We start from the raw sequence: 20,714 nt of genomic DNA, 5'->3' as shown, positions 1-20,714 counted from the left end.
AGGTCAGTCGCGCCGGGCCGTGGTCAGGCGGCCCCGCGCGATCGCGCGGCGGGTGTCGTCCGGGCCGAGAAGGCGCAGCGCGTGCTCGTGGATCTCCGCGTCGTACGGGGCCCGTTCGCCGTAGCGCAGGGCGTGTTCCGGGCGGGTGCTCGCCAGTACGGCCTCGCGTACGGCCACTTCGAGGCGGGCGCGCCACTCCTCGATGCCGGGTGCCTCGGAGCGGGGGAGCAGGGGGCCGCCGTAGAGGCGCAGGGCGGTGTCGGTGTCGCCCTGCTCCAGCGCGCGCAGGACGTCGGCGGCGTCGCAGGAGACCGGGATCGTCAGGGCGTAGCGGCGGGGGGAGATGCCGCCGCCGAGGGCGCGGCGCAGGTGGGAGATCTCCGCCTTGAACGTGGACGCGGTGACGGGCCGGTCGCCGTACAGGGCGGCGCGCAGCCGCTCCGGGGAGAAGCCGTCGGGCTCGAGTGCGAGCAGGGTGAGGATCTCCAACTGGCGGGGGCGCAGGGGGAGTGGCCGTCCCTCCCGTACGGCCTGTGCGGATTGTTCCGGGCCGAGGCAGGTGAGCCGTACCTGTCCCGAGCGGGGCTGTTCCGTGGTGAGGCGGGCCTCGATGGTGGACACCAGCGTGCGTACGGTCGACATGGCCAGGGGATGCGAACGGTCCCAGGTGGTCGACAGGTCCAGTACGCCGAGGACGCGTCCGTCCGGGCCGTGGACCGGGGCGCAGTAGCAGACCCAGCCGTGCAGGGCCGACACCAGGTGCTCAGCCGAGAAGACGGAGCTGGGACGGCCGGTGCGCAGGGCGAGGGACAGGGCGTTGGTGCCCATGGCCTGCTCGTCCCACCGGCCGCCGGGCGCGAAGTTGACGCGCTCGGCCCGGCGGCGCATGGTCGGGCCGCCGCACGTCCACAGGATGGTGCCGGACTCGTCGGTGACGGCCGTGACGAACCCGGCGTCCTCGGCGATGGTGTGCAGTTCCCCGGCGAGGTCCGAGACCGGCCGGTACAGCGGTGAGGACGTCCAACGCTGGTGCACCGGGCCGCCGTCGGTGACCGGGGCGCTGTCCCGCCCCGGGTCCACGCTGCTCAGCGAACGCGCCCAGGACTCGGTCACCTCGTGGCGCAACGCCACGCTGCCGCCCGGCCGCGCGCCCGCGACGCTCAGTCGCGGCACCCAGCGGGACCACTCGTGCTCCAGCGCGGCCCTGCGCTGCCGGAGGTCAGGGCGCTGTGACATGGCCTCTCCCTGCCGTCGTACCGGGAGGACCGGTTCCGGGCGGTTCGTGGTGCGGCGCCGGCCCGGTCCTCGGTCTGAGGTCAGTGTTACCGGATGCGTACGGCCGGGGTCGAGGAGACCGTCGGAAAGAGGTGGGGGCACGCACCGGAGGCCCGGGCCGGGGGGGCGTCGCCGATGACCCCGGCGGCTGTGGTTCCGTCCGACCGGCCCGGGAACGACCCCGTCCTGAACGGGCGACCGCCTGACTGGATGTTTGTCCGGTGCTCGCGTGCCGCCGTACGGGTGACGGGTTCACTCGACCCGACGGACGGGGCCCGGCCCGCGTACCACCGGTGCGGCGCGTCGCGTTGCCCGGGCATGGACAGCACTGAGACGGCGCGGCGCCCTCTCGGGAACGACGCCGCTCCCCGGTCGTTTGCCGAACTCACCAGCGGATACGGGGGTCATCCGCCCATCTACGCGGCGCTCGTCGCCGAATGGCAGGCCAGGGGCCACGCGGTCCCGGAGCACCGTGACGGCCAGTGGGTCTCCTTCGCGGCCCCGTCCGCGAGCGAGACCTGGGCCGCCGTCACCACTTGGACCGCCGGCCGGCACCCGGCGACGGCCGCCCCCGAGGGCACTCGCCTCACCAGCAGTCAGCCACGGCGTGCTCCGCGCTGACCGGCGCCAGCACGGCGAGGGTCTCGGTGGCCTCCCGCAGGGCCGACTCCAGCGTCCCCGGGGCGTGCAGGCTGCCCGTGCCGTCCGGCGGGACCAGCCACTCCAGGCGCCCGGCGGGCCGGTACGGCGGCGGCACGGCGACCCAGGAGCCCCGGCCGACGTGCCGGACACCGGAACCGACCCACTCGCTGACGGGGTCGGGTGGCAGGAAGAAGCCCACTCTGCGTGCCGCGCAGTCCACCAGGGTGGGACCGGGCACCTTCAAGGGGTCGCGCCACAGATAGTCCAGGGCGAGCAGGCCGAGCCGGTCGGGGACGCTGAGCACGTCCCAGTACCGCCCCGCCTCCACGAGCGCCATGCCCGTGCCGTAGTCCCACTCCCGCTTGCACTCCTGAGGGTCCCGGGCGGCCGCGGCGAGCCACTCGACGGCTTGCTTCCACATCACGCTCTGCATGGCCACCCCAGGCACAGTCGGTCGCGCCCCGACGGGCGCTCGCTGGACACGGGCCGGTGACCCGCGGAGCCTCGGGCTCCGCGTGCCGGTCCGGCACTGGCCATGCTCGTAGATATTTCTACGGTCTGGAAGGGGTGGCGCGGCCTGGCGTTTGGGTCGGGCATGTCCCGGTCGAAAGGGGGCAGTCGGAGATGGATCCCGTAAGGCATCGGTCAACTCCGTGCGCGTCCATGCCGCCCCACTGAAACCGGCCATCGAGGGGTGGACGGCTGGGGGAGGATCCGGGGAGCGCGCCGGGCGGATGAGGCGCCGTTGCCGGAAATGCGGGGTCTTTCAGGCATGCCCTCCGCCCGGTGATCACCGTCGTCGTGCAGGAGGTGTGGGCAGGTCCACGAGGGCGCGCGGGCGTGATGTGTGGATCGCGGAATTCTGCCTTCACGAAACCTCCCACTGTGCTGGCCAGAACCTGTCTTGTTCGGTCAACTCCGAACGCAGCAGGGTGGGTTGAGCACTTGAGCATCAGGAGTCACAAGCGCGCTGCTTGACCCGTGCGACCGAACCGCACGGGTACTGACGGGGGAACTGATGAGGTGCGCGTGTGTCCACCGTCCACGGACGGGGGCCAGGTCCTCGCGTACGGCCGAAACGTCTCTCCCTCACCTCTCTTGGTGCCTTCATCCGGTGCCCTAGACAGGGATAGGAGGGGGAATGCCGATGAGTGCAGTGAGCGCCGCCAAGCCGACGTATCCCGGTGTCTACGTCGAAGAGCTTCCCAGCAGCACCCGCACCATCTCGACCCTGACCACCTCGGTGACCGCCTTCGTGGGCCACACCCGCCGCGGTCCGCTGAACGAGCCGGTCCGCGTCACCAGCTTCACCGAGTTCGAGCGCCGCTTCGGGGGGTTGAGCGCCCAGAGCGCCGTCGGCTACGCCGTTCACCAGTTCTTCGGCAACGGCGGCACCGTCGCCGTGATCGTCCGCGTCGCCAAGGCCGGCAGCGGCAAGGCCGCCTGCGTCACGCTGGAGTCCACCGAGGGCCACAGCGAGTGCGACGTACTCAAGGTGCACGCCAAGGAACCCGGCGTGTGGGGCAACGGCCTGCGCGTCGCCGTCGACTACGACACGCCCTGCCCCGACGAGACTTTCAACCTGCGCGTCCACGACGCCAAGGGCGAGGCCCGCGAGACCTTCACCGGCCTGTCCACCGACCCGTCCCACGGCCGGTACGTACAGACCGTCGTCAACGCCGGCTCCCGGCTGATCCGCGTCGAGGTCGTCGGCGAGGGCCGGCCCGACCCGTCCGGCACCGTCTCCAAGCCGTTCGGGCACGAACTGCCCGACCTCGCCGTGGACCTCACCGTCAAGATCGGCGACGTCGAGCGGGAGTTCACGCTCTACGACCCCGACTGCGACGGCGAGGCCCCGCACTCCGTCGCCGAGCTGGCGTTGCTGCTGGAGCGCAAGCTGCGCGCCCTGCCCGACGCGCCCGGCAAGCACGCCTTCGCGGGCGCCGAGGTCACCGCCTTCGGCCGGCGCATCCAGGTCGTCGCGGGCTCCACCGACCCCGAGGACGTCGTCCGCTTCCTCGGCGAGTGCGCCAACGACCTGGGCCTGGAGGCCTCGGTCAACCCGCCCGTCTTCCCGCTGGAGGGCGGCGAGGACGGCGAGGCGCCCGGACCGCGCGACCTCATCGGCTCCGAGGCCGACAAGTCCGGCATCCAGGCGCTGCGCGGCGTCGCCGACGTCAACCTCCTCGTGCTGCCCGAACTCGCGGCGTACGAGAAGACGGAGGACGCCGTCACCGTCGTCTCGGCCGCCCAGCGGCTGTGCCAGGAGAGGCGGATCTTCCTGCTGGTCGACGCGCCCAGCACCTGGGTCAGCGTCGACACCGCCCGGGCCGGGCTCGCCGCCTTCGACGCCGTGCGCGGCAACCACGCGGGCCTGTACTTCCCGCAACTCCAGCTCACCGACCCGCTCACCGGTCGGCTGCGCTCCTTCCCGCCGTCCGGCGCGGTCGCCGGCGTCATCGCCCGCACCGACGCAGAGCGCGGCGTGTGGAAGGCCCCGGCCGGCACCGAGGCGCGGCTCGCCGGCGTGCACTCGCTCACGGTCGACCTGACCGACCGCGAGACCGGCCTGCTCAACCCGCTCGGCGTCAACTGCCTGCGCACCTTCCCGGTGAACGGCCCGGTGGTCTGGGGAGCGCGCACACTGGAGGGCTCCGACGCCCTCGACAGCGAGTGGAAGTACGTGCCGGTGCGGCGGCTCGCCCTGCACGTCGAGGAGAGCCTCCAGCGAGGCCTCCAGTGGGTGGTGTTCGAGCCCAACGACGAGAACCTGTGGCAGCAGATCCGGCTCGCCGCCTCCTCGTACCTGCACACCCTCTTCCGTCAGGGCGCCTTCAAGGGCGGCACGCCCCGCGACGCCTACTTCGTCAAGTGCGACAGCGACACCACGACCGCCGAGGACATCGAGAACGGCATCGTCAACGTCCTCGTCGGCATCGCACCGGTCCGGCCGGCGGAGTTCGTGATCGTCAAAATCCAGCAGACGTCCGGGCAGTTCGCGCTCTAGGCGCGGGGAATCGTGGAGAACTGAAGGAATCCGATGGCTGAGTTCACGGTCAACGCGCATCGCTTCGACCCGTACAAGAACTTCAAGTTCCTGGTCCTGTGGGACGGTCGTACGGTCGCCGGCATCAGCAAGATCAGTCCCCTGAAGCGGACGACGGAAGTCGTCAAGCACCGGCACGGAGGCGACCCGTCGTCTCCCCGCAAGTCGCCGGGCCGCTCCGAGTTCGAGGGCATCACCCTGGAGCGCGGGGTCACCCACGACCCCGAGTTCGACCGCTGGGCCAACAAGGTCTGGCAGGTCGGCGCGGGCCTCGGCTCCGAGGTGTCCCTCGCCGACTTCCGCAAGGACATAGTCATCCAGGTCCTCAACGAGGCCGGCCAGGTCGCCGTCTCCCACAAGCTCTACCGGACCTGGCCCAGCGAGTACCAGGTCCTCGGCGAGCTGGACGCCAACGCCAACGCGGTGGCCATCCAGTCGCTGAAGCTCGAGTGCGAGGGCTGGGAGCGGGACTACGAGGTGCCCGAGCCGGAGGAGCCGTCGTTCCTCAACCCAGCCTGATATAGGGCCAGTTGAGGAAGCGGGGGGAGAACATGGCGATCACCGGGGCGGCCGAGCTGCTGGCCACCTGGGAGGCGGGCCTCGCCGAGGCACCGAACGGGCGCGCCCTGCTGCTGCACCGCACGGCCCGCCCGGACGCCGACGCCGCGAGCCTGCCGGTACTGCCGGTGGGGGAGCGCGAGGCCGACCTGTTCGCGCTGCGCCGGGCCCTGTTCGGGGAGCGGATGCAGGTACAGCTGGCGTGCTCGGCGTGCGGGGAGGACATGGAGTTCGACCTGGACGCCGGGGAGTTCGCTCGGTCGCTGGGCGGGCGGGGCGGTCCGGTCGACCGGCAGGGAGGTGCGGTGGACGGGGGCGACTCGTCCGCCGGGTCCGTCGTGCGGGTGCGGCAGGACGGCTGGGACGTCGAGTTCCGGCTGCCCGGGGTCGCCGACCTGACGGCGGCGGCCCGGGCGGCCGACCCGCGCAGGGCCCTGCTCGCCCGGTGCCTGGTCTCGGCGGTGCGCGACGGGACGGCCGTGGCCGCCGGTGACCTGCCGGTCCCGGTCCAGCGTCGGATCGCCGAGGCCGTCGAGGCCGCCGACCCCGGGGCCGACGTGACGCTCAACGTCGCCTGCCCCGAGTGCGGCGAGGCCACCCGGGCCGAACTCGACATCGCCTCCTACCTGTGGACCGAACTGGACGCCTGGGCCCGGGACCTGCTGCTCGACGTCCATCTGCTCGCCACCTCCTACGGCTGGAGCGAGCCGGAGATCCTGGCGCTCAGCCCGCTGCGGCGCCGTTACTACCTGGAGCTGTGTGCGGATGTCTGATGCCGAAGGGGCGCCGGTTCCCGACTTCCTCGACCGGCTGATCGCCCGGCACGCTCCGGCCGCTGTCGCCGGTCCGCGTGCGGGTGTGGTGCGGGTACGGCCCCGACTGCCGGGCCCGTTCGAGCGGGTGGACGCGGTCCGCGGCACCGCGCCGGAGCCGGACGACGGCTCCGACCTGCTGTGGCCCTCCGCCACACCGTCCGCCGTACGCCCGGGGGAGGCGCCGCGTCCGACGGCTGTCGCGCCCCGGACACACACGGAACGGGAGCGGACCGTCGTACACACCGAACGTGCGCCTGCGGATCCGGCACCGCGGCCCGCCCCGGGGGCACTGCCCGAGGCGCCGCTGCTGCGCCCCGTCGCGCCCGTCGCCGCGGAGCAGCGGCCGGCGCCCGACGCCGCGCACCGGGCGGCGGGCCGTGGGCGCACTGAGCGGGGCGCACCCCAGAGCACGGCGTCCGTGCCCACCCCCCGGGCACGGACGCCGTATCCCCCGCTGCCGCCTCGGCCGCGCGGCCCAGCGCCGCAGACACCGCGGCGGCACGGGACGCCGTACGGCAGGCAGCGGCGCGGCGGCCCTCGCGGGCGCCCGAGCAGGTGGTCCAGGTGCAGATCGGGCGGCTGGAGGTGACGGCGGGACCGTCGCCGTCCGGCGGCGCCCGGCAGCGTACGTCGTCGAGGGAGCGGCCGGGCGTGACCTTGAGCCTGGCCGACTATCTGGCGCGGGGGCGGGAGTGACATGACGGATCGAGGAACCGAGGAACCGACTTCATGAGCAACGCACTCGCCATCGCCCATGTCACCCAGGCCCTCGCCCTGCTGCTCGCGTCCAACGTGGGCCCGGAGTTCGACGAGGCCGTGAAGGTGGAGCCGCACAAGCCGCCGACGGAGCCGCCGGACTACCCCACCCTCAACGTGTTCCTCTACCAGGTCACGCCCAACACGTCGATGCGCAACAACGACCTGCCGACCCGGGCGTCCGACGGCACGCTGGTGAAGCGGCCGGCCGCCGCGCTGGACCTGCACTACCTCATCAGTGCGTACGGCGACGAGACGACCCTGGTCGGGCAGCGGCTCATCGGCTCCGTGGTGCGAACCCTGCACGAGACACCGATTCTGCCGAAGGACGTCATCGAAGAGACCGGTCAACTCCCGCACCTGGCGGGCAGCGATCTCGCGGAGGCGGCGCAGCGGGTGCGGTTCACGCCCACGGTGATGGACATCGACGAGACGTCGAAGCTGTGGGGGATGCTTCACCAGACGCCGTACGCCCTGTCGGTGGTCTACCAGGCGGCCCTCGTCTTCATCGAGGGCCGCGAGACGCCGGTGCCGGCGAAGCCGGTGGAGCGGCTCACGGCGCGGGTGCTGCCGTTCGGGGCGCCCGGGGCACCGGTGCCGCCGGGCAGCCGGGCGGAGGCGCCGCGGGACAGTGAGAGCGGCGCGCCGGCTCCCGAGCCCGTTCCCGCGGAGAGCGGGACTTCGGGAGAAGCGCACGTCCGGGAGGCGCGTGATAAGGCGCCCGCCAGGTCGGTCGCGAAGGTGCCTGCGAAGGCTGCGGCCAAGGCGCCCGCGAAATCCGAGGCCAAGGCGCCCGCGAAGGCTTCGGCCAAGGCACCTGCCCGCGCCCGAAAGGATGCGCAGGCCAGCAAGGCGGCGCAGACGGCCAGGCCCGCGCGTGGCGCGGCCAAGACCACGGGTGCCGCGCCTTCTTCGGACTCCTCGTCGCAATCGTCGCCGGGCTCCTCTTCGGCGAGGGGCTCCGAGGACGCGGAGAGCTGAGGCGGCATGGGGACAACGGGGGCAGGCGAGGACATGGGGACACGCCGGACGGGCATGGCGGGCGCACCGGGCGGCAGCCCGACGCTGACCGCGGAGATCCGGCGCGTCCTGGCCCGTGTCGACAACCACGCGGCGCGCGCGGCCGGACCTGGCACGGCCGGAACGGGCACGGCATCGAAGTCCGGCGACGGCACCCCCGGTCGTGACACAGCCGTCGATCACGTACAGGACCCGGCGGCCCCCGCGACCGCCCCCCTCGACACGCTCGTCACCTGCTTCGGTCTCTCTGCCTTCGAACGGGACGTCGTACTCCTCACCGCCGCCTACGAGCTGGACCCCACGACCGCCGCCCGTTGCGCCGCCGCGAGCGGTGACCCGGAGCGGGCGTACCCCACCTTCTCGCTCGCCCTGGCCGCCCTCGCCGAACCGCACTGGAGCGCCCTGACCCCTGTGGCACCGCTGCGGCGCTGGCGCATCGTCGAGCTGGACGACGCGTCGCGCCTGACGCTGTCCCGGCTGCGGCTCGACGAACGCATCCTGCACTTCCTGCTCGGCTCGCCCTACCTGGACGCCCGGCTGCACGGCCAGCTGCGCCGCACTCCGGTGCCTGACGAACTGCCACCGTCGTACGACCTGGCCGCGAGCCGGGTCGCCGCCGGCTGGACCACCGCCGCGCGCCCGGATGCGCCGCTGCTCGTCGAGGTGGTCGGCGGCGATCTGCGCAGCCGGGCCGAGATCGCCGCCGCGGCGGCCGCGCGGTCCGGGCTCGGGCTGTACGCGATGAGCGCCGAGGACATCCCCACGGACGCGGCGGAGCGCGACCGGCTCGCCCGTCTGTGGCAGCGCGAGGCGATCCTGCTGCCCGCCGCGCTGCTCGTGGAGGTCGGCGAGCTGGACCGCGACCAGCACGCGGCCACCGACGCGTTCCTGACCGGGGCCGCTGTTCCCGTCGTCGTGTCGAGCGGCGATCCCCGGCACTCGGACCGACCGCACGGCGAGCGGGTGACCGTGCCGCGCCTGGACGACGAGGAGCAACTCGGTCTGTGGGTAGGCGCGTTCCGGGACGTCGTCGACATCGGCGAGAGCGAACTGCGATCGCTGGTCGCCCAGTTCGAACTGCCGCCGCACGTCGTACGCTCCGCCGCTGCCGCCGTACGCCGTGATCTGCCCGGCGAGGACGAACTCGACGCCGCTGGGCTCGCCTGGCGGGCCGGGCTGAACGAGGCCCGGATCGGGATGGATGAACTGGGCCGCCGTATCGAGCCCGAGGCGGGCTGGGGCGATCTCGTCCTGCACGACCGGCAGACGAGCGTGCTGCGGGAGATCGTCGCGCATGTGCGGCAGCGGGCCACCGTCCACCAGGAGTGGGGGTTCGCGGCGACGCTGCGGCGCGGCCTCGGCGTCACCGCCCTGTTCGCGGGCGGCTCCGGCACGGGCAAGACCCTGGCCGCCGAGGTCATGGCCAAGGAGCTGGGCCTGGATCTCTTCATCATCGACTTGTCGCAGGTGGTCAGCAAGTACATCGGCGAGACGGAGAAGAACCTCCGCAAGGTCTTCGACGCCGCCGAACGAGGCGGCGCGCTCCTGCTCTTCGACGAGGCCGACGCGCTCTTCGGCAAGCGCAGCGAGGTCAAGGACAGCCACGACCGGTACGCCAACCTCGAAGTCAGCTACCTGCTGATGCGGATGGAGGCCTACCGGGGTCTCGCCATCCTCACCACCAACATGAAGAAGGCCCTGGACACGGCTTTCATGCGTCGCATCCGCTTCGTCGTCGACTTCCCCTTCCCGGCGGAGCACGAGCGGGCGGAGATCTGGCGCCGGGTACTGCCGCCGCAGACCCCGACGAAGGGCATCGATCCGGAACTCCTCGCCCAACTCACCGTCGCGGGCGGCTCGATCCGCAACATCGCCCTGTCCGGCGCGTTCCTCGCCGCCGAGGAGGGCGACCGGCTGCAGATGCGACACATGCTCGCCGCGGCCCGCACCGAATACCTCAAGCTGGAACGCTCCTTGACACCGGGGGAGGTCCGCGGATGGGTGTGAACAGGCCCCATCGGCAGAGCGTGGCCGGTCGTCCCGAGCCGCGCGAGATCCGCGTCGACATCGGCGAGCTGGTCCTGGACGGCTTCGGCCCGTCCGTGGACCCGCAACGCGTATCGGCGTCGTTCGAGCGGGAGTTGACCCGTCTCGTACGGGAACACGGCGTGCCGCTGGCCGCGGACGGCGCCGTGTCGGTGGACGGCGTGTCGGGACTGCCCCCGATGCCCGCCGGGTTGTCCGCGCGCCGCCTCGGTCAGGAGCTGGCCCGCGCGGTGCACGCGGGGCTTTCGGGCCGTGGGGAGGTGACGCGATGACGACCTCCGCCTCCCAGGACTCCCAGGCGGCCGAGCAGGCCGCCGCCGAGCGCCGCCGCAAACGCAAGGAGCGCGCGGCGAAGAACCGCGCGCCCGAGCCGAAGAACATCGTCAGCGGAGCCGGGCAGCCACTGGACGCCGGTGTGCGCCGGGAGCTGGAGGAGCAGCTCGGCCACGATTTGGGCTCCGTACGCCTGCACACCGACCGCGACGCGAGTGCTCTCACCGGCATGCTGGGTGCGGACGCGGTGGCGGTGGGCCAGGACATCTTCTTCGGCGAGGGCCAGTACCAGCCGGGCACGCAGCAGGGCCGCGCCCTGCTCGCGCACGAGCTGCTGCACACGATCCAACACCCCTTCGCCAGCGGCACATTGGCGGCGGGCCGCGACCTGGGCCAGGTCAGCGCGCCGCACGAGGCGGCCGAGCGCGCCGCCGAGGACAGCGCCCAGGCCGTGGCGCGCGGCGAGCAGGCACCCGAGATCGCCCCGGAGGCCAGCACTCCGGCGTGGATGCGCTACACCACCGTCCACGCCGACCGCAATCGCCTCGAGCACCTCGACCCCGCCACGCTGGTCGACCGCCTCGCCAACACTGTCATCCGGTCGCTCCGTACCGACCCGACGGACAGCGCGCAGCGCGTGCGCGCCTCCCTGGCCCCGCTCTCGGAGGAGCTTCAGGAGCGCGTACTGGATCGCCTGGAGCACCGGCTCCTCACCTCCGAGCACGACTTCGTGGTGGACCTGGTCACGGAGATCGACGAGGACGGCCGGGCGGAGAGCGAGGCCACCGCCCGGCAGCGCGGCCTCCTCGCTCCGGAGGTCGAGGAGGACACCGCCGAGGACGTACAGGCGGAGCGGGACAGGGAGCAGGAGGCCGCCCAGGAGGAGCAGCAGCGCACCGAGCGGACGGGGCCCGCTCCCGGCCCGGAGAAGCAGTCCGTGGACGGGGACGGGGCGGGGGACACCGCTCCCGCCGCGGGCAGCACGCCGGAGAACGCGGGCGGCACCGTCCCGCAGGGCGGCACTCCGGGCGCGGACGCAGGGAAGGCCGAGGACGACAAGGAGTCCGACCCGCGGACGGGTGGGGACGCCTCCAGCCCCAAGGGGGACGGGGAGCAGCCCACTTCGCCGGCCGCACAGTCCGAGCAGAAGCCGGGGCAGCAGCAAGGGCAGCAGGATGCCGCGGCCGGCGAGAAGGCCGGAGCGCCGGCGTCCGGGAAGCAGGGCGAGAAGTCCGGCGCGGAGAAGAGCGGACAGCAGGGGCAGCAGCAGGACAAGGGGGACAAGGGGAAGCAGGGCGGCGGGAAGGACGGCGACCGCGCCGGGGCGAAGCAGGCCGAGGAGAAGGGCAAGAAGGAAGCCGGCCAGGAGGAGGCGGCGGGCCCGCGTGCCGACGCCGAGGACGAGGCCGCCAAGGCCCGCGAGAGCGCCGCCGCGGCCGAGGCGGCCAAGAAGGACGAGCCGGGCCGCGACGAGGGCACCCCCACGGACACGGGGAAGGACGACGGGTTCCCCGGCCGTGCCAGCACGCTGGACGGGGCCCGCGCCCAGGACCAGGAGGGCGAGGAGGAGCGGGAGGAGTCGCCCGGCCAGGGCGGCGACTCCGAGGTGGAGGTCGGCGGCGGGGAGCAGAGCGCCTGGGACATCAAACTCAGGCCGGAGGACTTCCTTCCCGAGCAGGACCTCGACGTGTCGAACGTGCCGACCTCCGACCAGATCGACGAGTCCGCCGGGAACTCCGCCCCGCCCACCCCCTCCTTCTCGGCCCCGCCGCCGACCAGGGCCGAAAAGGTGCAGGCACAGCGTCAGCAGGAGGACGAGGAGGACGCCGAGCGCGAGGCGGCGGCGGAGAAGGACGACCCGGGCACCGACGACTCCCCGCCCGTGCCGGGCGCCGAGGAGGAGGCGGCGGAGCAGTCGCGTCGTACGGAGAGCGAGCTCGACCCCGAGGAGAAGAACGAGCCGAAGGCCGCCCCGGGCGTCGCCTCCAAGGACCCCAAACAGGGCGACGACCCCAAGGCCGGCCCGGCCGCGGCCGAGGCCAACGTTCAGGAGGCCAAGGACCGTTCGAAGGAGACGGGCGGCGATACGGCCGAGAAGGCTGCCAAGGAGGAGAAGGGCACGCCCGCCGCGGGCGGCCCCGGCGACAAGTCCTCGGGCGGCGGCGAGAAGGGCTCCGCGCAGGCCCGCTCCGACACCTCGGCCGCCGCGTCCCCGTCGGACACGGCCACGAAGGGAGCCGAGGGGGAGAAGGCGGCTTCCGACGAGGGCGCCACGGGCGCGGCGAAGGCCGAGGTGTCCCCAGGGCCGCAGGAGTCGAAGGGGCCCAAGGACCAGGGCGGGACCGGCACTTCGGAGGGTTCCACGTCCGGTGGCGGGACGACCGACTCCGGCAGCTCGGCCGATACCGGCGCGACACCGTCGTCCGGCTCGACCTCCAGCCAGTCTGCGGGCAGCGACAACTCCGGCCTGAACACGGAGAGTTCAGGCTCGCGTACGGAGTCCCGCTCTTCCTCCCGTACGGAGAAGCCGAGCCCGAGGGCCCAGGAACCGCGGACGGAGAAGCCGCAGGAGCGGGCCCGGCAGCCGGAGAGCAGGGCGGAGACCAAGGCCGAGTCCGGGGGCGGGGACGACTCCGGCACCCGGGCGGCTCCCGCGCCGGCGCGCGGTGGGGGCGGCGGTGGCGGCGCCTCGAAGGGCGGCTCCACGGGTGGGGGCAAGGCCTCCGCGGCCAAGGGGAAGAAGGCGCCCAAGGCGGCGCCGGACCTCTCCGGTGGCTCCCCTGAGGAGGGCCTTGCCGCCGCGTCGAACCTCAAGCCGCACCAGGCCGTCGAGGCGATGGACAGCGTCGGCGGCGCCGTGGACAAGGACGTCGGCAAGGAACACAAGCAGCTGGCGTCCAAGCCGCCCGCCATGGACCGTCCCACCGGCGCCCCGAAGACCCTGCACGGCAAGCCGGACGCCGAGGAAGCGGCGCAGTACAACGAGGACAAGGCCGCGCGCGCCGAAGACGCGAAGGACGAGAAGGCCGAGGTCAAGGGCGAGAAGAAGCCCGAGGGCAAGATCGAGGCCGAGGAGATGGAGGAGCCCGACTTCTTCGACCAGGTCGGGATGATGGCGGGTTATGCCCTCGGCTGGGCGGGCGACCTGATCGGCCTCGATGTGACGGCGGAGGATCTCGCCGCGCAGTTCGCCGGGATGCCGACCAAGGACGAGGCCATGAAGCAGGCGCAGAACGGTACTGCGCCGGGCGTGGAGATGCAGGGCCAGGCCGATGACAAGGCCGAGGAGCAGGGCGGTAACACCGACGACAAGAGCCAGGAGGCCGCCGAGACCGGCGCCGACGACGCCGGTCGGAAGATGGGCGAGGACCAGGTCTATCCGGACGCGCCGAAGGAACGGCTCGAAGGGAAGGTGCCGGCCGAGCAGGGCGGCAAGTCGCGAGTCGGCGGAGGCGGTGCGGGCACCGGTGCCGTACCACCCGAGGCGGCCTCGGAAGTGGCCGAGCACGAGCGCAAGCCGCAGTTCAAGAAGGCGCTCAGTGACGGCCGCCAGGACATGGGCAAGGGCCGGGAGAAGAAGACCCAGGACACCCGCACGTCCCAGGAGAAGCACAAGCGGCAGGTCGACAAGGAAGTCCAGTCCAACACCAAGGAGCAGACGGGCAAGCGCGAAGGCGTCCTGGACGACGTCGACAAACAGCGCACCGACTGGACCAAGGAGCAGGACGACGAGCTGAAGAAGCTCGGCACGAAGAAGTCGGACCGGGAGAAGAAGGTCCGGGAAGACGTCAAGAAGGAAGAGGAAGACACCGACAAGGACGTCGAGAAGGAGAAGGAGACCAGCGACAAGGACGTCAAGGACAAGGGTGAGAAGGCCGAGGAGGACGCGGAGAAGAAGAAGGACGAGAAGACCGACGACTCCAAGAACTGGCTGTCCAAGGCGCTCGACTGGATCAAGGAACAGTTCATCGCGCTGCGGGACAAGATCGTCAAGATCATCAAGGACGCCCGTGAAGCGATCATCGGGGCCCTGAAGAAGTTCAAGGAGACGGTCGAGGGCTGGATCAACGCGGCCCGCGAGGGCATCGTCGAGATGATCAAGCAGTTCATCGAGGACCTGATCGAGTTCGTCGTGTCCTTGGTCGAGGCGGTCATCGAAATCGCCCGCCGTATCCGCAAGTTCATCACGGACCTGATCAACGCGGCGCTCGCGTTCGTCACCCAGCTCGCCAACGCGCTTAAGCAGATCATGAAGGATCTGCTGGAGTCCATCGCGAAGCTTCTCAGTGACATCCTGAACGTCCTGAAGAAGATGCTTCTCGACGTCCTGAAGGCCTGCAAGGACGCGTTGAAGGCGGTCCTCGACTTCGCGACGAAGTTCATCGCCGCTTTCGGCGAGTTCATGATGATCCTCGTCGACATCCTCTCCGACCCCGGCGGCTGGCTGAGCGGCGCGAAGAACTCCGCGTACGACGGCGCGAAGAACCACCTCTTCAACGAGGTCAAGAGCGCGGTCAAGCAGTGGTTCAACGACAAGGTCAAGGAGATCACCGGCCTGACCGAAGCCGTCTGGAACAAGCTCATGAAGGGCGGCTGGACCCTCGAGAAGATCGCCAAGGAGGTGTGGGACGCGATCGTCCCCCAACTCCCCTTCATCATCGGCGAGATCGTCATCACCAAGGTCCTGGCGAAGCTGATCCCCGGCGCCGGCTGGGGCGCGGCCATCCTGGAGGCCATCCAGGCCGCGATCGGCTCACTCGGCGAGATCCTCAAGGCTATCGGCGCGGTCATCACGTGGCTGAAGTCCGTACGCCAGGGCGGGGCGGGGGTCCTGTTCGCCAAGGCGATCGCGGCGGGCATCGTGGTTCTGCTGGAGATGGCCTACGAGTTGATCCTCAGCGGGATCGGCAAGTACGTGTCGAAGGTGGGCCAGCGGTTGAAGGGCGTGGCCGCGAACCTGGGCAAGGACAAAGGCGGCGGCACGGACAAGGGGAAGGACGGGCAGGGCGGGGACGACAAGGGCGGAGACAAGGGCGCGTCCACGTCGACACCACCCAAGACGCAGACGTCCACGACGCCGCCAGGCAAGAAGCCCGAGGACACGCCGGGTAAGCCGAAGGACAAGGACGCGCCGGGCAAGTCGAAGGATGAGGACGCGCCGGGTAAGCCGAAGGACAAGGACGCGCCGGGCAAGCCGCATACGCGCCCGACCCCGGCCCCGAAGCCCAAGCCGAAGCCGGAACTCCCGACGAAGCCGAAGACTGACTCGCCCCCAGGTACGAAACCGAAGGACGACAAGGGCAACACGGACAAGCCCAAGGACTCGGACAGCCCGACCAAGCCGAAGGACGAGACGCCGGACAAGCCGAAGGACCAAGACGGTCCGGGCAAGCCTAAGGATCAGGACGGTTCAGGTAAGCCCAAGGAGAAGGACGCTCCAGGCAAACCCAAGGATCAGGACGGTCCGGGCAAACCCAAGGACAAGGACGGCGACGGCACGAAGCCGAAGAACGACAAGGACGGCGACAAGCCGGGCAAGCCGAAGAACAAGCCGGGCTCGAAGCCGGGCGGGCGCAGGGGGCCTGGGAAGACAGGGCCGAAGCCGGCGAAGAGTGGGCCGGGGCGGCCTAAGTCCAAGGAGGACAAGGACAACAAGAAGAAAGAGGAGGACTCGAAGGAGTCCAAGGATGAGCGTCTGCGGAAGATCGTGGCTCGCCTGCGTCCACGTATCAATCGCATGACGGACAAGGGCGTAAAGCCCCTCGTCTTCCGCACGGCACTGCGCGGCTTCAGAGCATGGTACCGCTTGACCTCCCTGGAGGCCCAGAGCGGCAGTCCCGTGGCCGTCACAGCAACGCTCAATCCGAGCGCCGAAGCCGCACGCGCAATGCGCGCGATGCTTCGCCTACAGTTCAGGGGCGACCCGGCGCGGCAGAAACAACTTGAGGACGCCCTGGGAATCCAAGAATTCGACGACTGGATGCTGTTTCATCAGGGCGAGAGCATTGCAGAATTCCGTTCCAAGATGAAGGAACGACTCAAAGAGCTGGATGCGGCGGAACAGAAAAATCAGGATGACAAGCCACTGCAGAAGATCAGGGCAGCCGAGAAAGACGTACAGAAAAACGCGACGCCGACGGATTCGGACAGCAAGACGTACAAGTCGAGCGTTGCGGCGCTCATGGAGGACGAGCAGCTGAACGAGCGCAAGGAAAGGCGCCTGAGGGGGCAGCCCGGCGAGCAGCCGGAGCCGGCGACCGGAACGCACTCCATCACAGTTCACCGCTTCGACGATTACGACCTGATAGGTTTCACCCGAAAATCCCTCGCCCTCAAGCGGCTGGCTCGCGACGAGAAGACATACCGCAAGAAGGCTTCACCGGGATTTCAGCAGTTTGTCGCCTTCAAGGACATCAATAAACTCAGAAGGGAAGCGAAAGCGGCCCGAGAGAAAGGTGATGAAGAGACGGCCCTCAGGCAGGAGAAGGAAGCCAACGACATCGAGGAAGGAATCCCGGACCAGAAGGAGAAGGCGCGCCGACTGGGCAGAATGACCGTGGAGTTCAAGAAGATGGTGAAGGAGCGTGCTAGGGCCGGCACGACGGACTCGAAGCTCAAGGCCGGGATCAGCAACCGTATAGAGAACATGCAGGCAGACCACGAACACGACCTGCAGCTGGGGGGACTCGACAGTTACAAGAATTTCTATCTGCTAGACAAGAAGACGAACCTCGACATGGGCAAAGACCTCACCGCGGAAATGAAGGTGAATAACGTAACAGTGGCCGCAGGGACAGTCATCACCGTCAACATCGACTGGGAATCCCGGAAAAACCCCTACACTCGAGAAGAAGATAAATGATCACGCACCAGCAGATGACTGACCTCTACGGCCCCGAAAACATCTTGACACTCACCGATCAGGACATCGAGCACCTCGGCCTTCACGCGGAAGATGCTGCGGCGATCACGTCCATCGGACTCCCTCGAAACAGTTCACCGTACTTCACTACCGAAGTTCACGGAGAGCCCGACTTCCTGGACGTCACCGATGTCACCACCAGTAAGGGTAAGGAGCATCGGGAGATCGTCATCGGCGGGCCTCCTGGCGATCCGGGTATCCGGTTCTCGCTGTCCGCCTACGACCGCTTCATTACGCTGATCCAATTCGGCGGCACAAAGCCTCGCGGTGAAGTCGTGAATAACAACCTTCCCGAATTCATTGAGTTTCTGTACCGCATCGAGCTGCACAGGGAGAACGTGGCCGCCGATCCTGGCATCGAACAGGAATCGCTCGATGCGCTGCGTAGCACCCTCGCAGGCATCGACCCGTTCTCCTTCGAGCGGCACGAAGACTGGTGGGCCATTGCATTGCATCAACTGGGCGGGGGCGGATTGGACCTTTAGTCCATGACTCTGAAGTCGTAGCCCTTCCGGAACCAACATGCACGCCCCACGCGAACGGCTGGAGGCCCGCCTATGACCCGCTACGCCAACATCCCCAAACCCATCCGCTCCGGAATAGTCCTCGTCGACCCCGAACTCGGCACCCCCCAACGCATCATCGTGCTCCAGTTCAACCCCGACACCCTGGAACGCAGCCTCTCGCCCCAGTCCGCAGGAGGCAGCGGCGATTCCGGTGGAGGCGGCAGCGGCACCGGGGACAGAAACGAAGCGCTCCGCCTCAAAGGGCCGGCCCAGGAAACCTGGAAGTTCACCGCCGAGATCGACGCCACCGACCAGTTCGAGATCGCCGCACCCGACGGAATCCACCCCCAACTGGCCGTGCTCGAAATGCTCGTGCAGCCGACCTCCGCCCAGCTCCGGGAAGCCAGCCGGCAGTCGCAGAAGGGGACCATCGAGATCAGCCCGATCGAGATGCCGCTCACCCTCTTCACCTGGGGGAGCAAGCGGGTCATGCCCGTGCGGCTCACCGAACTGTCCATCAATGAGTCCGCGTTCGATGTCAACCTCAACCCGATCCGGGCCTCGCTCAGCATCGGGCTCAAGGTGCTCACCGTCAGCGATCTGCCGATGGGGCACCCGGGCGCCGAGTTGTACTACGCGCATCTCGCGCAGAAGGAGCGCCTCGCCGCCGCCGCGCGCACCGCGGGGATCGGGTCGCTGGGGCTCGGCTCCAGTGGCATCGGCGTGGGAAGGGGCTGAGGAGCTAACGCCATGGCTGAGATCGAGCCGTACGAGAACGCGCTGGACGCGATACCGGGGGCCCATCCATACCCCCGGACGAGCCGGTACCACGATGCCGAGATCGGCGTGCACCGGCTGCCGGACGGGACCGAAGTCCGGTACACCAAGCGGCGGTTGCTCCCTCCACTGGAGGAAACAGGCGACGCCACGCACACGCACACCGTCCGCACCGGTGAGCGCCCCGACCTGCTCGGGCAGCGCTACTTCGGCGACCCCGGCCAGTGGTGGCAGATCGCCGACGCCAACCCGGTACTGGATCCGCGGGAGCTCACCGACGAGCCCGGCCGCGAGGTCGGTGTGCCGCTTGCCGGGCACTTCCCGCAGGGGCCGCAGGGAGTCCGGCGTGGCTGAGCTGCCGGTGGGGCGCGGCCCCGTTCACATCACCCTGCACATGGGGCCGAAGCTGGCCAAGCCCGTGCCCGCGGAGGTCGCCGAGGCACTCCTTTCAGCCCAGATCACCGCCACCGCGGGCGAGCGCTCCGGCTTTCAGCTCGCCTTCGACCTCACCAAGAACGGGCTCATCAGCCGCACCCTCCTGCCCGAGGGTTTCTTCGACCCGAAGACGCGGCTGATCGTGACCGTCACCGTCCGCGGCACCCCCGAGGTGCTCTTCGACGGGCTCGTCGTGCGCCAGGAAGTCGGGGCCAGCAACCAGCCGGGGCACTCCACGCTCACCGTCACCGGTGAGGACCTGTCCCTGCTCATGGACCTTGAGGAGCGCACCGACCGGTACCCGAATCTCCCGCCCTCCCAGCGCGTCCTGGCCATCCTGCGCCGCTACTCCGACTACGGCATCCGGCCCGACGTCTACACCGAGAAGGTGAGCCAGCCGCCGCACCAGGACCTCCGCGTCCACTACCAGACGAGCACCGATCTGCAGTACATCAACGAACTCGCCCGCGCGAACGGCTACACGTTCTACCTGGAGCCGGGGCCGAACCCCGGTCAGTCCTCCGCCCGTTGGGGCCCCGAAGTGCGCCTCGGCATCCGCCAGCACGCCCTCAACGTCAACATGGACGCCAACTCCACCGTCGACCAGCTCACGTTCGCCTACGACGGGACGGCCCGCGAGGAGCCGCAGGCCCGCTGGCAGGACCCCGGCACCCGGCAGTCCACCCTCCTGCCCCAGCCGCCGATCAGTCCGTTGCGCCCGCCGCTCGGCAAGCGCCCCACCCCGGCCCTCAAGCGCAGGACCCTCTCAGGCACTGCCAAGCACCAGCGCGAACAGGCCGAGGCCGAACTCCTCGCGCGCGCGGCCGTGTCCGCCGACGTGGTCTCCGGTTCGGGCTCGCTCGACGTGAACCGGCACGGCTACATCCTGCAGCCGCGCCAGTTGGTGGGGGTGCGCGGCTCGGGCCGTACGTACGACGGCGACTACTTCGTCAAGTCCGTCACGCACATCCTGCGGCCGGGGTCCTTCCAGCAGAACTTCACGCTGTCGCGAGAGGGGCTCGAAGCGCGCAGCGCCTACGTCAGGCCCTGATCCACCCCGAACCGACCATCACGACCAGTCAGACCAGGAGCAGTTCACATGGCGGCACCCAGCAATCGCTACCTCGGCAAGTTCCGCGGCCGAGTCGTGGACAACAACGATCCGCTGCACATCGGCCGGATCACCGTCGAGGTACCCGACGTCCTGGGTGACGAGCCGTCGACCTGGGCGCTGCCCTGTCTGCCGTTCACCGGGCCGCAGGCGGGCCAGTTCGTGGTGCCGGCGCCCGGGGCCGGTGTGTGGGTCGAGTTCGAGCAGGGCGATCCCAGCTTTCCGGTGTGGACGGGGTGCTGGTACGGGGAACAGGGCGAGCTGCCGCCCGACGCCCGCCGTCTCGTGCAGCCGGCCTCGCAGGCCAAGCCCGTCGTGGTGCAGACACCCGAGGCGCACAAGATCGTGATGAGCGACCCGCCGGGCCCCGATCAGGGGATTCTGCTGCAGGCCCAGGGCGGGGCGTACATCCGCATCACCAAGGAAACCATCGTGATCTCCAACGGCCTCGGCGCGGAGGTCATCCTGCGCGGAAACCAAGTGGACGTGAACGAAGGCCAGTTGACCATCGCGTCCAAGCGATAAGAACCGG

Annotated in this window: 16 protein-coding genes; 14 read left to right on the top strand and 2 right to left on the bottom strand. The window is 70.2% G+C overall.

The genetic code is table 11. The features are described 5' to 3' along the window. Positions 1 to 3: 3 nt before the first annotated feature. Positions 4 to 1,236, bottom strand: coding sequence for a GAF domain-containing protein (locus PV963_RS05730; RefSeq protein ID WP_274814473.1), 1,233 nt, complete (start codon positions 1,234 to 1,236; stop codon positions 4 to 6). A gap of 357 nt (positions 1,237 to 1,593) precedes the next feature. Between PV963_RS05730 and PV963_RS05725 the strand changes: the two genes are divergently transcribed. After that, positions 1,594 to 1,896, top strand: a complete 303-nt coding sequence (locus tag PV963_RS05725) for a hypothetical protein (protein ID WP_274814471.1) — start codon at positions 1,594 to 1,596, stop codon at positions 1,894 to 1,896. On the opposite strand, the gene PV963_RS05720 is transcribed toward PV963_RS05725, so the two are convergent. After that, positions 1,862 to 2,350, bottom strand: coding sequence for a hypothetical protein (locus PV963_RS05720; protein WP_274821949.1), 489 nt, complete (start codon positions 2,348 to 2,350; stop codon positions 1,862 to 1,864). The genes PV963_RS05725 and PV963_RS05720 overlap by 35 nt on opposite strands. A 708-nt stretch (positions 2,351 to 3,058) precedes the next feature. On the opposite strand from PV963_RS05720, the gene PV963_RS05715 reads away from it, so the two are divergent. The 13 genes from PV963_RS05715 to PV963_RS05655 all read left to right on the top strand — a co-directional run bounded on the left by PV963_RS05715 (position 3,059) and on the right by PV963_RS05655 (position 20,707). Next, complete coding sequence (locus tag PV963_RS05715; RefSeq protein WP_274814470.1) at positions 3,059 to 4,924, top strand: phage tail sheath subtilisin-like domain-containing protein; 1,866 nt, start codon at positions 3,059 to 3,061, stop codon at positions 4,922 to 4,924. 33 nt (positions 4,925 to 4,957) lie between these two features. Beyond that, positions 4,958 to 5,482 carry a phage tail protein gene (locus PV963_RS05710; protein ID WP_004003113.1) on the top strand — a complete coding sequence of 175 codons (525 nt, stop codon included), beginning with the start codon at positions 4,958 to 4,960 and terminating at the stop codon, positions 5,480 to 5,482. 32 nt (positions 5,483 to 5,514) lie between these two features. Next, a complete protein-coding gene (locus PV963_RS05705) occupies positions 5,515 to 6,294 on the top strand; it encodes a hypothetical protein (protein WP_274814466.1) in 780 nt (259 codons plus the stop codon). 606 nt (positions 6,295 to 6,900) lie between these two features. After that, positions 6,901 to 7,032, top strand: a complete 132-nt coding sequence (locus PV963_RS05700; protein WP_274814465.1) for a hypothetical protein — start codon at positions 6,901 to 6,903, stop codon at positions 7,030 to 7,032. A gap of 33 nt (positions 7,033 to 7,065) precedes the next feature. Then, entirely contained in the window at positions 7,066 to 8,073 is a 1,008-nt protein-coding gene (locus tag PV963_RS05695; RefSeq protein WP_274814463.1) for a DUF4255 domain-containing protein, read from the top strand. A 33-nt stretch (positions 8,074 to 8,106) separates the two neighbouring features. Beyond that, positions 8,107 to 10,119, top strand: a complete 2,013-nt coding sequence (locus PV963_RS05690) for an ATP-binding protein (RefSeq protein WP_274814462.1) — start codon at positions 8,107 to 8,109, stop codon at positions 10,117 to 10,119. Beyond that, the gene (locus PV963_RS05685) at positions 10,110 to 10,430 is read left to right on the top strand and encodes a hypothetical protein (protein ID WP_274814461.1); all 321 of its coding nucleotides are present in this window, start codon (positions 10,110 to 10,112) and stop codon (positions 10,428 to 10,430) included. Before PV963_RS05690 ends, PV963_RS05685 begins: the two co-directional genes overlap by 10 nt. Further along, positions 10,427 to 17,293 carry an eCIS core domain-containing protein gene (locus PV963_RS05680; protein ID WP_274814459.1) on the top strand — a complete coding sequence of 2,289 codons (6,867 nt, stop codon included), beginning with the start codon at positions 10,427 to 10,429 and terminating at the stop codon, positions 17,291 to 17,293. The genes PV963_RS05685 and PV963_RS05680 overlap by 4 nt, the downstream gene beginning before the upstream one ends. Next, entirely contained in the window at positions 17,290 to 17,838 is a 549-nt protein-coding gene (locus PV963_RS05675) for an SUKH-4 family immunity protein (protein ID WP_274814458.1), read from the top strand. Before PV963_RS05680 ends, PV963_RS05675 begins: the two co-directional genes overlap by 4 nt. A gap of 72 nt (positions 17,839 to 17,910) precedes the next feature. After that, complete coding sequence (locus tag PV963_RS05670; protein ID WP_274814457.1) at positions 17,911 to 18,597, top strand: hypothetical protein; 687 nt, start codon at positions 17,911 to 17,913, stop codon at positions 18,595 to 18,597. Between the two features lie 12 nt (positions 18,598 to 18,609). Beyond that, complete coding sequence (locus PV963_RS05665; RefSeq protein ID WP_274814456.1) at positions 18,610 to 18,990, top strand: hypothetical protein; 381 nt, start codon at positions 18,610 to 18,612, stop codon at positions 18,988 to 18,990. Then, positions 18,983 to 20,122 (top strand): hypothetical protein, encoded by a 1,140-nt coding sequence (locus tag PV963_RS05660; RefSeq protein ID WP_274814455.1) that lies wholly within the window; start codon positions 18,983 to 18,985, stop codon positions 20,120 to 20,122. Before PV963_RS05665 ends, PV963_RS05660 begins: the two co-directional genes overlap by 8 nt. Before the next feature lie 48 nt (positions 20,123 to 20,170). Next, positions 20,171 to 20,707 carry a phage baseplate assembly protein V gene (locus tag PV963_RS05655; RefSeq protein ID WP_274236997.1) on the top strand — a complete coding sequence of 179 codons (537 nt, stop codon included), beginning with the start codon at positions 20,171 to 20,173 and terminating at the stop codon, positions 20,705 to 20,707. The last annotated feature ends 7 nt before the right edge of the window (positions 20,708 to 20,714 follow it).

It is taken from the genome of Streptomyces coeruleorubidus (assembly GCF_028885415.1).
Classification (GTDB): domain Bacteria; phylum Actinomycetota; class Actinomycetes; order Streptomycetales; family Streptomycetaceae; genus Streptomyces; species Streptomyces coeruleorubidus_A.
This window is presented reverse-complemented; position numbering and strand designations above follow the sequence as displayed.

Coding starts and splice junctions, on each gene's coding strand:
- PV963_RS05730 (WP_274814473.1), bottom strand. CDS start 1,236: ATGTCACAGCGCCCTGACCTCCGGCAGCGCAGGGCCGCGCTGGAGCAC.
- PV963_RS05725 (WP_274814471.1), top strand. CDS start 1,594: ATGGACAGCACTGAGACGGCGCGGCGCCCTCTCGGGAACGACGCCGCT.
- PV963_RS05720 (WP_274821949.1), bottom strand. CDS start 2,350: ATGCAGAGCGTGATGTGGAAGCAAGCCGTCGAGTGGCTCGCCGCGGCC.
- PV963_RS05715 (WP_274814470.1), top strand. CDS start 3,059: ATGCCGATGAGTGCAGTGAGCGCCGCCAAGCCGACGTATCCCGGTGTC.
- PV963_RS05710 (WP_004003113.1), top strand. CDS start 4,958: ATGGCTGAGTTCACGGTCAACGCGCATCGCTTCGACCCGTACAAGAAC.
- PV963_RS05705 (WP_274814466.1), top strand. CDS start 5,515: ATGGCGATCACCGGGGCGGCCGAGCTGCTGGCCACCTGGGAGGCGGGC.
- PV963_RS05695 (WP_274814463.1), top strand. CDS start 7,066: ATGAGCAACGCACTCGCCATCGCCCATGTCACCCAGGCCCTCGCCCTG.
- PV963_RS05690 (WP_274814462.1), top strand. CDS start 8,107: ATGGGGACACGCCGGACGGGCATGGCGGGCGCACCGGGCGGCAGCCCG.
- PV963_RS05685 (WP_274814461.1), top strand. CDS start 10,110: ATGGGTGTGAACAGGCCCCATCGGCAGAGCGTGGCCGGTCGTCCCGAG.
- PV963_RS05680 (WP_274814459.1), top strand. CDS start 10,427: ATGACGACCTCCGCCTCCCAGGACTCCCAGGCGGCCGAGCAGGCCGCC.
- PV963_RS05675 (WP_274814458.1), top strand. CDS start 17,290: ATGATCACGCACCAGCAGATGACTGACCTCTACGGCCCCGAAAACATC.
- PV963_RS05670 (WP_274814457.1), top strand. CDS start 17,911: ATGACCCGCTACGCCAACATCCCCAAACCCATCCGCTCCGGAATAGTC.
- PV963_RS05665 (WP_274814456.1), top strand. CDS start 18,610: ATGGCTGAGATCGAGCCGTACGAGAACGCGCTGGACGCGATACCGGGG.
- PV963_RS05655 (WP_274236997.1), top strand. CDS start 20,171: ATGGCGGCACCCAGCAATCGCTACCTCGGCAAGTTCCGCGGCCGAGTC.